The organism is Micromonospora sp. MW-13, assembly GCF_003434305.1.
Lineage (GTDB): Bacteria > Actinomycetota > Actinomycetes > Mycobacteriales > Micromonosporaceae > Micromonospora.
On the sequence record NZ_QKKX01000042.1, the window covers coordinates 1 to 13,852 of the forward strand.

The following is a 13,852-nucleotide window of genomic DNA, read 5'->3' on the forward strand; positions in this document are numbered from 1 at the left end:
GACAAAGGGCCGGCCCCCACCGGGGCCGGCCCTTTCGTCTGCTCGGCAGGGGCGGGTCAGCGGTCGGTGCCCGCGCCGACCGGCTCGGACGCGCCGGTCCCGTCCGGCCCGTCGCCCGCGCTCACCGGCTCCAGCCGGCGGGCCCGGCGGCGCAGCCACCAGGTGCTGCCCAGGCCGGCGAGCACCGCGAGGACCAGCCCGGCCCAGGAGATGTCCTTGAGCCAGTGCTCGGCCGCCCGGCCGACGGAGTACAGCAGGTACGTGGTGCCGAAGGCCCAGACCAGACCGCCAGCCGCGTTGGCCAGCAGGAACCGCCGGTACGGCACGTGCAGCGCCCCGGCGAGGGGACCGGCGAGGATCCGCAGCAACGCCACGAACCGGCCGAAGAAGACCGCCCACACCCCGTGCCGGGCGAAGCTCTGCTCGGCGCGGGCGAGGTGTGCGGGACCGAGGTGTTTCGGGAAGCGCCGGCCCAGCCTGGCCAGCAGCGGCCGACCGCCCCGGCGGCCCACCGCGTACCCGATCGAGTCGCCGACGATGGCGCCGAACGCCGCGGCGGTGGCCACCCACTGCGGCTCCACCACCCCGGCGGCGGCGAGCAGGGCGGAGCTGACCAGGACGATCTCGCCGGGCAGCGGAACGCCCATGCTCTCCACGCCGATCACCCCGGCGACGATCAGGTACACCGCGACCGGTGGCAGCGCGGACAGCCAGTGCTGTACGTCGATCACGGCCAATCCCCTTCAGGTCCGGCCTCGAACCCTACCCGCGCCGCCGGGGCGCCGCGGACCCTCGCCGCCGATACCACCCTCTGGCACCGGTCGAACCGGGGTGACGTGGGCCGTGCGGGCGGGACGGAGGTCGGCGGTGACCGCCGAGGTGCGGCTCGGCGCCGGACCCGGTCAGCCAGCGACCGTCGCGGGCGGCGGGGGACCAGCGGCCCTGCTTCTCGGCCAGGCCGGCAGCCCGCCGTGGAACGCCCGGGACGCGGCCTCGGAGCCGGGTGGTCGGGCGAGCCGGACGTGATGGATCATGGGGCATCTCCCCGTCCCGGAGCCTGGCACGAGGTTGCGCCGATAGCAAGACGGACGTACGGTTTTGTAGGAAGCGGTTATCACGGTAAGTGTCACCTAACCGGGGCGTGCTCCCGGCCGGTGCGACAGACTGCTCAGGACTACTCACGGTCGCTGGTGTGAAGGAGTACGACGTGGCGAGCCTCGACACCTTCGGTGCGAAGACCCAGCTACGCGTCGGAGACGCGAGCTACGAGATTTTCAAGATCAGTAAGGTGGAGGGGCAGGAGCGGCTCCCCTACAGCCTGAAGATCCTGCTGGAGAACCTGCTGCGGACCGAGGACGGCGCGAACATCACCGCCGACCACATCCGCCAGCTCGGCGGCTGGGACGCGTCGGCCGACCCGAGCGTGGAGATCCAGTTCACCCCGGCGCGGGTGCTCATGCAGGACTTCACCGGCGTGCCCTGCGTGGTCGACCTGGCCACCATGCGCGAGGCGGTCCGCGACCTCGGCGGCGACGCCACCAAGGTCAACCCGCTCGCCCCGGCCGAGCTGGTCATCGACCACTCGGTCATCGCCGACCTGTTCGGCCGTGAGGACGCCTTCGAGCGCAACGTCGAGCTGGAGTACGAGCGCAACAAGGAGCGCTACCAGTTCCTGCGCTGGGGCCAGACCGCGTTCAACGAGTTCAAGGTCGTCCCGCCGGGCACCGGCATCGTGCACCAGGTCAACATCGAGTACCTGGCCCGCACGATCATGGAGCGCAACGGCCAGGCGTACCCGGACACCGTGGTCGGCACCGACTCGCACACCACGATGGTCAACGGCCTGGGCGTGCTGGGCTGGGGCGTCGGCGGCATCGAGGCCGAGGCCGCCATGCTCGGCCAGCCGGTCAGCATGCTGATCCCCCGGGTCGTCGGCTTCAAGCTCTCCGGTGAGATGCCGGCCGGCACCACCGCCACCGACCTGGTGCTCACCATCACCGAGATGCTGCGCAAGCACGGCGTGGTCGGCAAGTTCGTCGAGTTCTACGGCCCCGGCGTGAGCGCCGTGCCGCTGGCCAACCGGGCCACCATCGGCAACATGTCCCCGGAGTACGGCTCCACCGTCGCGATCTTCCCGATCGACGCCGAGACCGTCCGCTACCTGGAGCTGACCGGCCGGGACCCGCAGCAGGTCGCGCTCGTCGAGGCGTACGCCAAGGAGCAGGGCCTCTGGCACGACCCGGCCGCCGAGCCGGAGTACTCCGAGCGGCTGGAGCTCGACCTGGGCACCATCGAGCCGTCCCTGGCCGGCCCGAAGCGCCCGCAGGACCGGGTGCCGCTGGGCAGCGCCAAGACCCTGTTCCGCTCCGCGCTGACCGACTACGTGGCCGACGGCTCCGCCGGCGAGCGGGACCTCAAGCCGGGCGTCGCCCGCGAACAGCTCCCCCGGGGCGCCAACGGCCCGGCCGACGAGGCCAGCGCCGAGTCGTTCCCGGCGAGCGACCCGCCGGCCAACGACTTCAGCGACCCGGCCGACGAGCCGCGCGACCTGGAGACCGCGGCCGTTGGCTCCGGCGGCCGGGCCAGCAACCCGGTCCGGGTGACCAGCGCCGACGGTGTCGAGTACGAGCTGGACCACGGCGCGGTGGTGATCGCGGCGATCACCTCCTGCACCAACACCTCGAACCCGCAGGTGATGATCGGGGCGGCGCTGCTGGCCCGCAACGCGGTCGACAAGGGCCTGTCCCGCAAGCCGTGGGTGAAGACCACCCTCGCGCCGGGCTCCAAGGTCGTCATGGACTACTACGACCGCGCCGGCCTCACCCCGTACCTGGAGAAGCTCGGCTTCAACCTGGTCGGCTACGGCTGCACCACCTGCATCGGCAACTCCGGCCCGCTGCCGGAGGAGGTCTCCGCCGCGGTCAACGAGGGCGACCTCGCCGTCGTCTCGGTGCTGTCCGGCAACCGGAACTTCGAGGGCCGGATCAACCCGGACGTCAAGATGAACTACCTGGCGTCCCCGCCGCTGGTGGTGGCGTACGCGCTCGCCGGCACGATGGACATCGACCTGGCCAACGAGCCGATCGGCGAGGACAGCGCGGGCGCGCCGGTCTTCCTGCGCGACATCTGGCCGAACAGCGCCGAGATCCAGGACGTCATCGCCCAGGCGATCGGCGCGACCGGGTTCAGCGCGGCGTACGCGGACGTGTTCTCCGGCGACGAGCGGTGGCAGTCGCTGCCGACCCCGACCGGTGACACCTTCGCCTGGGAGGGCGAGAGCACCTACGTGCGCAAGCCCCCGTACTTCGAGGGCATGGAGCGGGAGCCGAAGGCGGTCGTCGACATCGCCGGCGCACGCGTGCTGGCCAAGCTGGGCGACTCGGTGACCACCGACCACATCTCCCCGGCCGGCTCGATCAAGGCCGACTCCCCCGCCGGTACGTACCTCGCCGAGCACGGCGTGCCGCGCCACGAGTTCAACTCGTACGGCTCGCGCCGGGGCAACCACGAGGTGATGATCCGGGGCACGTTCGCCAACATCCGGCTGCGCAACCAGCTCGTCCCGGGCGTGGAGGGCGGCTTCACGGTGAACCACCTGACCGGCGAGCAGACCTCGATCTACGACGCCTCCACCGCCTACCAGGAGGCGGGCGTGCCGCTGGTCATCCTGGCCGGCAAGGAGTACGGCTCCGGCTCGTCGCGGGACTGGGCGGCCAAGGGCACCATGCTGCTCGGCGTCCGGGCGGTCATCGCCGAGTCGTACGAGCGGATCCACCGCTCGAACCTGATCGGCATGGGCGTCCTGCCGTTGCAGTTCCCGGTCGACGCCACCGCCGAGTCGCTGGGCCTCACCGGAACCGAGACCTTCTCGATCACCGGCGTGACCGCGCTGAACGACGGCGAGACCCCGCGCACCGTGAAGGTCACCACCGACACCGGCGTCGAGTTCGACGCCGTGGTCCGGATCGACACGCCCGGTGAGGCGGACTACTACCGCCACGGCGGCATCCTGCAGTACGTCCTGCGCCGCATGATCGCCGGCTGACGCGCCCAGCCACGACGAGGCCCCCTGCCGTGCCCGGCAGGGGGCCTCGTCGTCCGGTCAGCGGTGGCCGGGACCGGCTGCACCGCCCGGCCGGGGGCCGCTGTCGGCGTAGCCGCCGGGCTACTCGGCCGACGCCGCCCGGCGGCGGGACTCGCGGGTCTTCATGGCGTGCTCCATCAGCGTGATGAGCACCTCCTTGCTCGACTCCCGCTGCCGGGCGTCGCAGAGCAGCACCGGCACCCCCGGGTCGAGGTTGAGCGCCGCCTGCACCTCGTCCAGCCGGTACTGGCGGGCCCCCTCGAAGCAGTTCACCGCCACCACGAACGGGGTGCCCCGCCCCTCGAAGTAGTCGATCGAGGGGAAGCAGTCGGCCAGCCGGCGGGTGTCGGCGAGCACCACCGCGCCGAGCGCGCCGAGCGCCAGTTCGTCCCAGACGAACCAGAAGCGGTCCTGCCCGGGCGTGCCGAACAGGTAGAGCACCAGGTCGTCGCTGATGGTGATCCGGCCGAAGTCCATCGCGACCGTGGTGGTGGTCTTGCCCTCCACCCCCGACAGGTCGTCGATGCCGACCCCGGTCTCGGTCAGCACCTCCTCGGTCCGCAGCGGCCGGGTCTCGCTGACCGCGCCGACCATGGTGGTCTTGCCGACGCCGAAACCGCCCGCGATCAGGATCTTGATCGCGGTGGGCAGCGGTACGGCATCCGCCGGCCGTTCAGAGTGCCCGTAGTCCATTGATAACCGCCTCGAAAATGCTGTCGTCGGGAAGACCTGCGGTGACCCGTGGCTCGCGCACCTCGACCAGGTCACGGGCCACCAGGTCGCCGAGCAGGACCCGGATGGTGCCCACCGGAAGGTCCAGGTGGGCGGCGACCTCGGCGACGGACTGGAGCCGCTGGCAGAGCGCGACGATGGCCAGGTGCTCGGGGCCCAGCCCGACCTCCGGTGACGCCTCCGCGCGGGTGGCCGTCACCAGGGAGATCAGGTCGAACGTGCCGGTGACCGGCCGGGCCCGGCCACGCGTCACCGCGTACGGGCGGACCACCGGGCCGGCATGGTCGTCGACCCACTGTTCCTCCGTGGACTCCCCTGGGGCCGTCATCGCGGCTACTTCTCGCCGACCGGCTGCTCGGGAAGCCGGGTCGGGGAGGCCACGTACTTGCCCACCCGGGTGACCAGCATGGCCATCTCGTACGCGATGAGCCCGACGTCGGCGTCCTCGGAGGCCAGCACCGCGAGGCAGGCGTTGCGGCCCGCGGCTGTGACGAAGAGGAACGACGACTGCATCTCGATGATGGTCTGCTGGACCTGCCCGCCGCCGAACCGCTTCCCCGCGCCCCGGGCCAGGCTCTGGATCCCGGCCGCCATCGCCGCGAGGTGCTCGCCGTCGTCCCGGCCCAGCTCCCGCGACGACGCCATCAGCAGGCCGTCTGTGGAGAGCGCGACAGCGTGTTCGGCCTGCTTCACCCGGCCGACCAGATCATCCAGCAACCACGTCAGGTCGGCACTCGATGCCGTCTTCTGGCCCACTCGTCGTCCTCTTCTTCCCGGCTGGTGTCGCCGTTGTCGTCTGGGACCTGCCGTCCCGCCAAGGGCGCGGTTCGTCCGCGCCACCCCTCAGGTCGCCTCGTGCCCACCGGCGTCGGTGTCGTCGGCGGGCTCCGTCCCGTCGGTTTCGCCGGCACCGCCGAGCAGCCGGGCCGCGTCGGTGCGGCCACGGCGGGTGCCGGTCTGGTAGGAGCTCATCATCCGGCGGACCTGCTCCGGCGGCCGGATCGTGTCCTCGTCGTCGTCCATCTGCTGCCCGGACGGGTCCTCCCGCAGCTCGGGCACGATGTTGGCCTGCCGGACCCGCACCGGCAGGCCGGAGCCGGTCCGCTGCACCGGTACCGGCGACGCCGCCAGGGCCGGCCCGGCCGACGTGTCCGGGGCGTCCGCGCTGTCCGGGTTCGGCGGGGCGGCCGGGGCGACCCCGTCCGCGACCGGCCGGGGCGTGGTCACCGGGAACCCGCCCGGCACGGTCGGCGCGTCCAGCGCCGACTGCCCCACCGGGCGGCGGGGGCGTACCGGCAGCCCGGTGCCCTCCCCGGCCGGGGCGTCCGGGGACGCCGGGACCGTGCGCGGGCGCGCGCGGGTGGGCAGGGCCGGTCCGCCGTCGACCGGGTCGGCCTCCGGGGCCGGCGGCGCGACGGGGGCCGGCACGAGCTCCGCCAGCGCGACCGGCGCGGCCGGCCGGGCCGCCGACTGGTCGGCCGGCGGGGCCACCGCGACCGGCGCGGAGGTCCTCGGCAGGCCGGGGCGCTCCGTGGCCTCGCCGTCGCCGCCCGGGTCGGCGACCAGGTCCGGCGGGATCAGCACGACCGCGGTGGTGCCGCCGTACGCCGACTCCTTGAGCTGCACCCGGACGCCGTGCCGCTCGGTGAGCCGGCTGACCACGTAGAGCCCGAGCCGGGCGGCGTTGGCCAGGTTCAGCTCGGACCGGTCCACGATCCGGTAGTTCGCGGCGGCGAGGTCGTCCTCGCTCATCCCGAGGCCCCGGTCCTCGATCTCGATCGCGAAGCCGTTGGCCACCATCTGGCCGCGCACCTCGACGGTGGTGTGCGGGGGCGAGAACGACAGGCCGTTCTCGATCAGCTCGGCCAGCAGGTGGATGATGTCGCCGACAGCCCGGCCGGCCAGCGACACCGCCCCCAGCGGCAGCACGTTGACCCGGGTGTAGTCCTCCACCTCGGCGACCGCGCCGCGCACCACGTCGACCATCGGCACGTTGCGTCGCCAGGCCCGGCCCGGGGTGGAGCCGGAGAGCACGATCAGGTTCTCGGCGTTGCGCCGCATCCGGGTGGCGAGGTGGTCGACCCGGAACAGGTCCTCCAACTCCTCGGCGTCGTGCTCGCGGCGTTCCATCGTGTCGAGCAGGGTGAGCTGGCGGTGCACCAGGGCCTGGGTGCGCCGGGCCAGGCTGAGGAAGACCTCGCGGACGTTGCGACGCAGCTCGGCCTGCTCGACGGCGGTGCGCAGCGCGGTCTCCTGGACCACGTTGAACGCCTTGCCCACCTGCCCGACCTCGTCGTCGCCGAACTCCAGCGGCGGCGCCTCGGTGGCGACGTCCACCTCCTCGCCGTGTCCCAGCCGCTCCACCACGCTGGGCAGCCGGTCGTTGGCGAGCGTGAATGCCGCCTCGCGCAGTCGTTCGAGCTGCCCCAGCAGCGTCCGGGCGGTGGTGATCGACACGATGACCGACGCGATGACGGCGAGCAGGCCCAGGCCGGTGGCGAGCACCAGCCGGATCATCACCATGACGGCGACCGGGGTGGCCCGCTCCACGACGTCGTCGCCGCCTTCGAGCACCACCTCACCCCACCGAGCCAGCGCCGGCGCCACGGCCCCGTCCCACTCGGCCGCCTCGAACCCCAGCCGGGGGTCGCTGCCCCGGCCCTGGAGGATGCCGTCCTCCAGGGCGCGCAGCTTCTCGAACGCCGCACCGTCGACCATGGCGTCGTAACGCTGGCGGTCGGCGGCCGGCAGCCGGCTCACCGCGAGGTCGGCGGCGAACCGCTGCGCGCCGATGATCTGGGCGACCTGGGCCCGCTCGGCCTCGGTCACCCGGCCCGCCGCGAGCACGCCGGTGAGCAGGGCGTCCTCCTGGGAGAGCAGCTCGCGGGCGCGGTTGAGCTCGATCAGCGCGGTGGTGTCCTCGGCGACCTGCGGGTCGTCGAGCAGACCGAGGGCCGTGTAGACGTCGAAGATGGACCGCACCACGCCGCCGTACGTGGTGAAGGTGGACGAGCGGTCCGCGCTGCGGGCATCCACCTCGGAGCGGGCCTGCCCCAGCCGGGACAGTTGCCCGTAGGCCGCGTCGAGCCGCTGTTCCAGGGTGTCGCTGGCGGCCACGGCGGTGCGCCAGCCGCTGGCCGACTCGCGGAACGCCGCCGCCAGCTCGTCGGTGCGCCGCCGCTCCGCGCCCAGCGCCTCCCGCCGCGCCTCGTCCGGCCGCCCGAGGTACGCCAGCGACGTCCGGCGTTCCCGCTGCAACTGGAGCACCAGCGTCTCGCTCGGCTCGGACACCGACTCGTTGAGTGTCTGCACGCCGAGGAGGTTGAACCCGTCCCGCACGGTAACCCACGCCGCGAAGGCCCAGAGCGCGACGAGCGACGCCAACAGGGCGACGACTTTGGTACGGAGATTCGTACTGCGGGAACGCATCACACCGTCCTGGCCGGGTGTTCGAGGGGGGTGCCGGAGCCCATGTGACCGGTACACCGTCGGCCACGGGCGCACGCTAGCAGTGTCCGATTGTTCACTCAAGCGGCACTGATCAAGGGGGCCGTCCGGTTCGCGGGTCCCTCGGCGGCGCCGTGACCGGCCCCGGCGCGGACGAGATGGCGGGCGGCGACGACGGCGGCACGGACGATCACGGCGGGCCGGTAGAGGTCCTTGTCGTGCCAGAGCGCGGGCTCCCCGTCGCGTCCCTCCATGGTGGTCAGGTAGCGCCGCGCGCGCCCGAGCGCCGCCCCGACGCCGGCCGGCGCGGCCGGCCCGGCGGCGTGCAGGGCGTGCACGGCGTACGCGGTCTCCTCGACCGTGCCGCCCCAGCGCCCCCAGGAGCCGTCGGCGCGCTGCCCCGCCAGCACCCACCCGGCCGCCCGGGTCACCGCGCCCACCACGGCCGTCCCCTGGCCGTAGCGGGCCAGGGCGAGCACCGCGCAGCTCGTGGCGTAGTACGGCGAGGCGTGCCAGCGGTCGGTCCACCGTCCGTCGGGTTGCTGCCGGCCGACGAGCCAGTCGGTGAGCCGCCGCACCACCGCGACGAGGCGGGCGTCGGCCGGCGCCCGGTGCCCCAGGTGCCAGCCGAACGCGTCGAGCACGTGGGCGTTGGTGGTGACCGAGGCCCCGTCCTCCCCCTGCCAGGTGCAGAAGTGCTCGCCGGTGTCGTACCCCCAGAGGCTGTCCGGGTCGACCGGGTGGCCGAGCCGGGCCAACGCGTACAGGGTCACCGCGGTGGTGTCGGCGTCGGCGGGCAGGCCGGGGGCGGTGGGGGTGCCGGCGGGACCGACCGTCGCCACCAGGCCGGCCAGCAGCCGGGGCGGGACCGGCAGCGCCATGCCGGCCCGGCTCATCGTGCTCAGCGCCCAGGCCCGCTCGAACACGGTGATCGGGGTGGCGCAGGGCACCGGCCCGCCCTGCTGGCGGGCCACGTCCTCCAGGTACGACACCGCCGCGGCCACGCCGGCCCCGGGGACGGGCACGCCGAGCCAGGCCGCGGTGGCCGCCGGCGAGGCGCCGACGGTACCCGGGCCCACCGGGGCCACCTCGGCGGCGCGGTGGGCCGCCGGGCCGCCGACCTCCAGGGCGTGCAGCAGCTTCTCCGGCAGCGGCCGGCCGGCGGTGAGCAGCGCGCGGACCCGGGCGAGCCGGGCGCCGTCCAGCCCCGACGGCAGCGGCAGCGGGCGGGCGTCGCGCCAGGCGGTCAGGCCGGGCGGCGGGTCGGCACGCAGCGCGTCGAGGTGCGTGTTGAGCGAGTCGACCAGCGCCGGGACGGTCAGGTCGGTGGCCGGCAGGTCGGGCAGCTCGGGGCCGGCCGGGTCGGTGAGCCGGGCGTACAGGACTCGCAGGCCGCCGTTGACGGCGCGGGCCAGCCGCTCGGCGGCGCGGGCCTCGCGCAGCCAGGCGGCGTCGCCGCGGCGCAGGGCGGTGAGCAGCGCCTCGGTGGCGCTCAGCGTCGGCACCAGGGCGTAGCCTTCCGGGCCGCCCCACGCCCCGTCCGGGCGCTGGACGGCCAGCAGGTACCCGATCCGCTCCACGTGGTGGGTCAGCCACGGCGCGAGGCCGACCAGGCGGGCGGTCTCGTATACCGACGGGGAGGACTGCCCCGAGGAGGCGAGGGTCATCGCGGCCACCAGCTCGCGGGCGTCGGCCGCGGACTCCGGGTCCCGCCGCGGCGGATGGGCGGTGCCGGCGGGCGGGCCGTCGCCGGCGGCCCGCGGGGCCCGGTGGGCGTCGCCGCCGGACCCGCCGGCGCGGCCGACCCGCGACCGGACGGCCGTCACCGTTCCCCCCAGAAGTCGGTCGACCGGTAGAAGCCGCTGCTGAAGCCGATCTGCCGGGCCAGGTACGCCGCCTGCAACGGGCAGCCGCCGGTCAGCGGGGCGAGCAGTTCATTGCACCGCTCGACCAGCTCGACGATGCGCTGGTCCACCTCGGCGCGGTCGGCGACGAGCAGCAGGGCGTTCAGATCCCCCCACTGGAGGTCCCGCTCGTAGCTGGCCAGGTCGTTGACCAGCCGCAGCACCCGCTGCACCTCGTCGCTGACCGTGACCAGCCGGTCGAGCCGCCGGTGCGTCTCGGCGTCCCCGGTCCAGATCCAGTGCGCGACGTTGACCACGGTGCAGGCGAGGTTGTCGGCGTTGTCGAGGTACTCGGCGAAGCTGGGCAACGGCGCGCCGTCGCGCTCCCGGGCGGTCTTCCAGTCCCACTCGCGGGCCATCGCGGTGACCGTCCGGTGTACCGCCCCGCGCCAGGCGTCGCCGAGTTCGGCGAAGGCCGGGACTCCGGCCAGCTCGTCGCGCAGCTCGGCGAGCAGGCGGCCGAGCGGGTCGTCGGCGTCCGGGCTGGCGCCGTCGGCGACCGCCAGGGCACCGGCCACCACCCGGTCGACGTCCGCCCGGGACTTCGCCAGGTAGTCGATCCGCCAGTCCAGGGCGAACCCCCACAGCACCGCCCGGTTGGTCAGCCGTAGCTGCTCGGCGGTGCACCAGGGCGCCCCGAAGGCGATGGCCAGGGCGATGTTGCTGAACAGGGCGCCGTCGAATGGCCGGCCGGAGAAGAGGTCCGGGTAGCGGGCGGCGTGCCGTTGCAGGTCCCGCTGTCCCTTCGCGGCGAGCGCGCAGATCCGGCCCTGCTCGGCGGCGGCGGAGAGCTGGTCGGGCAGCACCGCCGAGGGGCGGGTGGAGACGTTCACGCGGCAGCCGCCGGGTGGGCCGGGCGCAGGTCGAGTTCCACGCGGTCCTTGGCGCGCAGCGCGGCGGCGAGTTGCAGGGCGGGCAGGCGCGAGCCGCGCATCCGCAGCCGGTAGCGGCTGAGCACGTTGGCCACGATCAGTTGTGCCTCCAGATAGAACAGGTGAATCCCCAGGCACTGGTGCGGCCCGCCGCCGAAGGGGAAGAACGCGTACCGGTGCCGGGCCCGGACCCGGTCCGGGGCGAACCGGTCCGGGTCGAAGACCCCGGGTCGCTCCCAGTAGCGTTCCAGCCGCTGGGTGATCAGCGGGCTGACCAGCAGGGTCGCCCCGGCCTCCAGCTCCACCCCGCCGAGGGAGACCGGCCGGACCACCTGCCGGGGGGCCAGCCAGGCCACCGGGTAGAGCCGGATCAGCTCGTCCAGCACCATCCGGGTGTAGGTCAGCCGCGGCAGGTGTTCCGGGCCGACCCGGTCGCCGCCGACCACCTGGTCGATCTCCTCCTGCAGCCGGGCGGCGACCTCGGGCGAGCGTTCCAGGTGCGGCCAGAGCCAGGTCAGCACGTTGATGGTCGTCTCGGTGGTCACCGCGACCATCGCGACGGTGTCGTTGCGCACCTGCCGCTCGTCCATCGGCCGCCCGTCGTCCCTGGTCCCCCGCCACAGGGTGGAGATGACGTCGTCGCCGTGCGCGGCGGTGTCCCGCGCCGACCGGACGATGGGCACCAGCACGTCGTCGATCCGCCGGACGGCGTCGCGGAAGGTCCGGTCGCCCGGCATGGGCAGCGCCAACGGGGCGAACGGCACCAGCACCCGGGGGATGACCGAGGTGGCGATCGCGTCCTGGGCCTCGATGACGCGCAGCGCGTCGGGCACCGAGATGCGGTCGGCGAAGAACGCTTTCATGATCGCCTGGCAGACGATCCGGGCCTGCTCGGCGCCGATGTCCACCGGGCGGCCGGCCCGGGCCGGGGCGTCCAACTCGGCGACCGCGTCGGCGACCGTGTCGGCGATCCCGCCCATCATCGCCTCGACCCGCCTGGCCGTGAACAGGGGTTGGAGGATGCGCCGACTGTCCGACCACACCGGACCGTCGCCGAGGATGCCGTCGCCGAACAGCCGGCGCAGCGGGCCCCAGAACGGGCCGTCGCCGGCGCGGCCGAAGTTGTCGGCCCGGTCGCCCAGCACCTGCTGCACGTGGGCCGGGTCGGTCACCAGGTAGGGACGGAACGAGCCGAGGTTGAGCCGCACGACCTCGCCGGCGGCGCGCTCGCCGAACCCGAGCAGGGCTCGGACCGGGTCTCGTGCCAGGCCCGGCAGCACGTGCCACAGCGGAACGGATCTCGCTCGCCGGGCGCGGGCCGGGACGGTGTGCGGGGTTGCCACGGGTGGTTGAGCTCCCATTGTCGCAGTGCGTCGCGGGACGACTGTGCAAAGTCACGGTCCGCCCGAGCATGCCATTGAGCAGGTCAACTTCTCCAGAGGCAAGGGGAGAAATTTTCGCGGGCGAAATTTGTGAGCTCCACAAGGGATCCGGCGCGGGCCTCCTACCAGGGCAGATCCCGCCGGCAGCGCCACTGGTCGGCGACCGGCCGGAAGCCGAGCCAGGCGTTGAGGCCGAGCATCGCGTCGTTGCCGGCGTCGTTGACCGTCACCGCGTGGCGGAACCCGGCCGCCCGAGCCCTGGTCAGCGCGGTGTGCTTGACGAGCCGGGCCAGGCCACGCCGCCGGCACGCCCGCCGGGTGCCGGTCATCCCGCACTGGTACCGGCCCCGGCCGTCGGTCAGCGCCACGGTGAACGCGGCCACCTCGCCGTCCACCACGGCCACCGTGGTCAGCGCCCGGTCCAGGTCGGGGCGGTCCCAGTAGGCGACCAACCAGTCGGCGTACCCGATCTCGTCCATCCCGACCTCGCCCGGCTCGTCGCGCGCCGCGTCCAGGTCGGCCGCGTACAGCGGGCGCGGGTCGGGCAGGTCGGCGGCGCTGAGCACCCGGACGCCCCGCGCCGGTACCGGCGCCGGGGGCAGCGGTGCCGCCAGGTCACGGACCAGCAGCCGGGAGCGCCGGCCCGGCCGGTAGCCGCGCCGACCGGCGAAGGCCAGGTCCGCCGGCACGTCGGCGACCGTCGCGTACGCCGTCCGGACGCCGAGCCCGGCCAGCCGACGCTCGGCGGTGGCGAGCAGGGCCGACCCGGCCCCCCGACCCCGCCGCTCCGGCCGCACCGCCAGGTTGACGAACCCCAGCCCGGGCTCGGCGCTCTCGGACAGCAGCCCGGTACGCGCCAGCCCGACCGGCACGCCGTCGACCTCGGCCACCAAAGCGCCGAACCGCTCGGCGGCCCGGACACCGCTGACCTGCCAGCGGATCAGCTCAGGGGTGGCCACCAGGTGCGGCTGGGTCACCCGGAGCACCTCGACGGCGGCGCCGGTGTCGGCGTCGGCGAACGGCCGGACGGTGAGCGTCATGGCGTGGCAACGTACCGCAGCAGCCCGGCCGGCGCGACAGCTTTCGGCGGGCCGGCGCGCGGGAGAAGCGGGCGCGCCCCCAGCCGCTGTGCCAGGCTCAGGGCATGGACGACAAGACCATCCTGAACCGGATCTCCGAGCTGGTCGACGAGGAGCACCGGCTCCGCTCGACCGCGCAGGCCCGCGAGTCCGGCACCGAGGGCGACCAGGACCGGCTGCGCGAGCTGGAGGAGTCCCTGGACCAGTGCTGGGACCTGCTGCGCCGGCGGCGGGCCGCGCGCGAGACCCACGGCGACCCCGACGCCCAGGGGGTACGCCCCAGGCCGGAGGTGGAGCGGTACCTGCAGTAGCCGACGCCGGGGACGGACGGCGCACCGCCCGTCCCCGGGCC

General features: G+C 74.2%; 12 protein-coding genes. 3 read left to right on the forward strand and 9 right to left on the reverse strand.

Features of this window, described 5'->3' with window-relative positions:
• Positions 1 to 56 precede the first annotated feature (56 nt).
• On the reverse strand, positions 57 to 731 hold the full coding sequence (locus C5N14_RS20195; protein WP_117669686.1) for a DedA family protein: 675 nt from the start codon (positions 729 to 731) through the stop codon (positions 57 to 59).
• A 136-nt stretch (positions 732 to 867) separates the two neighbouring features.
• Between C5N14_RS20195 and C5N14_RS32285 the strand changes: the two genes are divergently transcribed.
• On the forward strand, positions 868 to 1,026 hold the full coding sequence (locus tag C5N14_RS32285; protein WP_165878167.1) for a hypothetical protein: 159 nt from the start codon (positions 868 to 870) through the stop codon (positions 1,024 to 1,026).
• Between the two features lie 166 nt (positions 1,027 to 1,192).
• A complete protein-coding gene (locus tag C5N14_RS20200; RefSeq protein ID WP_117669687.1) occupies positions 1,193 to 4,045 on the forward strand; it encodes an aconitate hydratase in 2,853 nt (950 codons plus the stop codon).
• Positions 4,046 to 4,165: 120 nt separating this feature from the next.
• Here C5N14_RS20200 and C5N14_RS20205 read toward each other — a convergent pair whose 3' ends face one another.
• The 8 genes from C5N14_RS20205 to C5N14_RS20240 form a co-directional block, all read right to left on the reverse strand.
• Positions 4,166 to 4,777: an ATP/GTP-binding protein gene (locus tag C5N14_RS20205; RefSeq protein WP_117669688.1), complete on the reverse strand. Its 612-nt coding sequence runs from the start codon at positions 4,775 to 4,777 to the stop codon at positions 4,166 to 4,168.
• Entirely contained in the window at positions 4,758 to 5,144 is a 387-nt protein-coding gene (locus C5N14_RS20210; RefSeq protein ID WP_117669689.1) for a DUF742 domain-containing protein, read from the reverse strand. The genes C5N14_RS20205 and C5N14_RS20210 overlap by 20 nt, the downstream gene beginning before the upstream one ends.
• Positions 5,145 to 5,149: 5 nt before the next feature.
• Positions 5,150 to 5,572, reverse strand: coding sequence for a roadblock/LC7 domain-containing protein (locus C5N14_RS20215; RefSeq protein WP_117669690.1), 423 nt, complete (start codon positions 5,570 to 5,572; stop codon positions 5,150 to 5,152).
• A gap of 87 nt (positions 5,573 to 5,659) precedes the next feature.
• Positions 5,660 to 8,245: a nitrate- and nitrite sensing domain-containing protein gene (locus C5N14_RS20220; protein ID WP_117669691.1), complete on the reverse strand. Its 2,586-nt coding sequence runs from the start codon at positions 8,243 to 8,245 to the stop codon at positions 5,660 to 5,662.
• A 98-nt stretch (positions 8,246 to 8,343) separates the two neighbouring features.
• A complete protein-coding gene (locus tag C5N14_RS20225) occupies positions 8,344 to 10,089 on the reverse strand; it encodes a prenyltransferase/squalene oxidase repeat-containing protein (protein WP_243639841.1) in 1,746 nt (581 codons plus the stop codon).
• On the reverse strand, positions 10,086 to 11,000 hold the full coding sequence (locus C5N14_RS20230; RefSeq protein WP_243639843.1) for a terpene synthase: 915 nt from the start codon (positions 10,998 to 11,000) through the stop codon (positions 10,086 to 10,088). The genes C5N14_RS20225 and C5N14_RS20230 overlap by 4 nt, the downstream gene beginning before the upstream one ends.
• Positions 10,997 to 12,382, reverse strand: coding sequence for a cytochrome P450 (locus tag C5N14_RS20235; RefSeq protein ID WP_371685879.1), 1,386 nt, complete (start codon positions 12,380 to 12,382; stop codon positions 10,997 to 10,999). Before C5N14_RS20235 ends, C5N14_RS20230 begins: the two co-directional genes overlap by 4 nt.
• A 161-nt stretch (positions 12,383 to 12,543) precedes the next feature.
• The gene (locus C5N14_RS20240; RefSeq protein ID WP_117669693.1) at positions 12,544 to 13,461 is read right to left on the reverse strand and encodes a GNAT family N-acetyltransferase; all 918 of its coding nucleotides are present in this window, start codon (positions 13,459 to 13,461) and stop codon (positions 12,544 to 12,546) included.
• 104 nt (positions 13,462 to 13,565) lie between these two features.
• On the opposite strand from C5N14_RS20240, the gene C5N14_RS20245 reads away from it, so the two are divergent.
• Complete coding sequence (locus C5N14_RS20245) at positions 13,566 to 13,811, forward strand: DUF2630 family protein (protein WP_117669694.1); 246 nt, start codon at positions 13,566 to 13,568, stop codon at positions 13,809 to 13,811.
• Positions 13,812 to 13,852: the final 41 nt, after the last annotated feature.

Excerpts from the sequence above, each read along its gene's own strand:
- C5N14_RS20205 (WP_117669688.1), bottom strand. The coding sequence starts at position 4,777 with ATGGACTACGGGCACTCTGAACGGCCGGCGGATGCCGTACCGCTGCCC.
- C5N14_RS20210 (WP_117669689.1), bottom strand. The coding sequence starts at position 5,144 with ATGACGGCCCCAGGGGAGTCCACGGAGGAACAGTGGGTCGACGACCAT.
- C5N14_RS20220 (WP_117669691.1), bottom strand. The coding sequence starts at position 8,245 with ATGCGTTCCCGCAGTACGAATCTCCGTACCAAAGTCGTCGCCCTGTTG.
- C5N14_RS20240 (WP_117669693.1), bottom strand. The coding sequence starts at position 13,461 with ATGACGCTCACCGTCCGGCCGTTCGCCGACGCCGACACCGGCGCCGCC.
- C5N14_RS20245 (WP_117669694.1), top strand. The coding sequence starts at position 13,566 with ATGGACGACAAGACCATCCTGAACCGGATCTCCGAGCTGGTCGACGAG.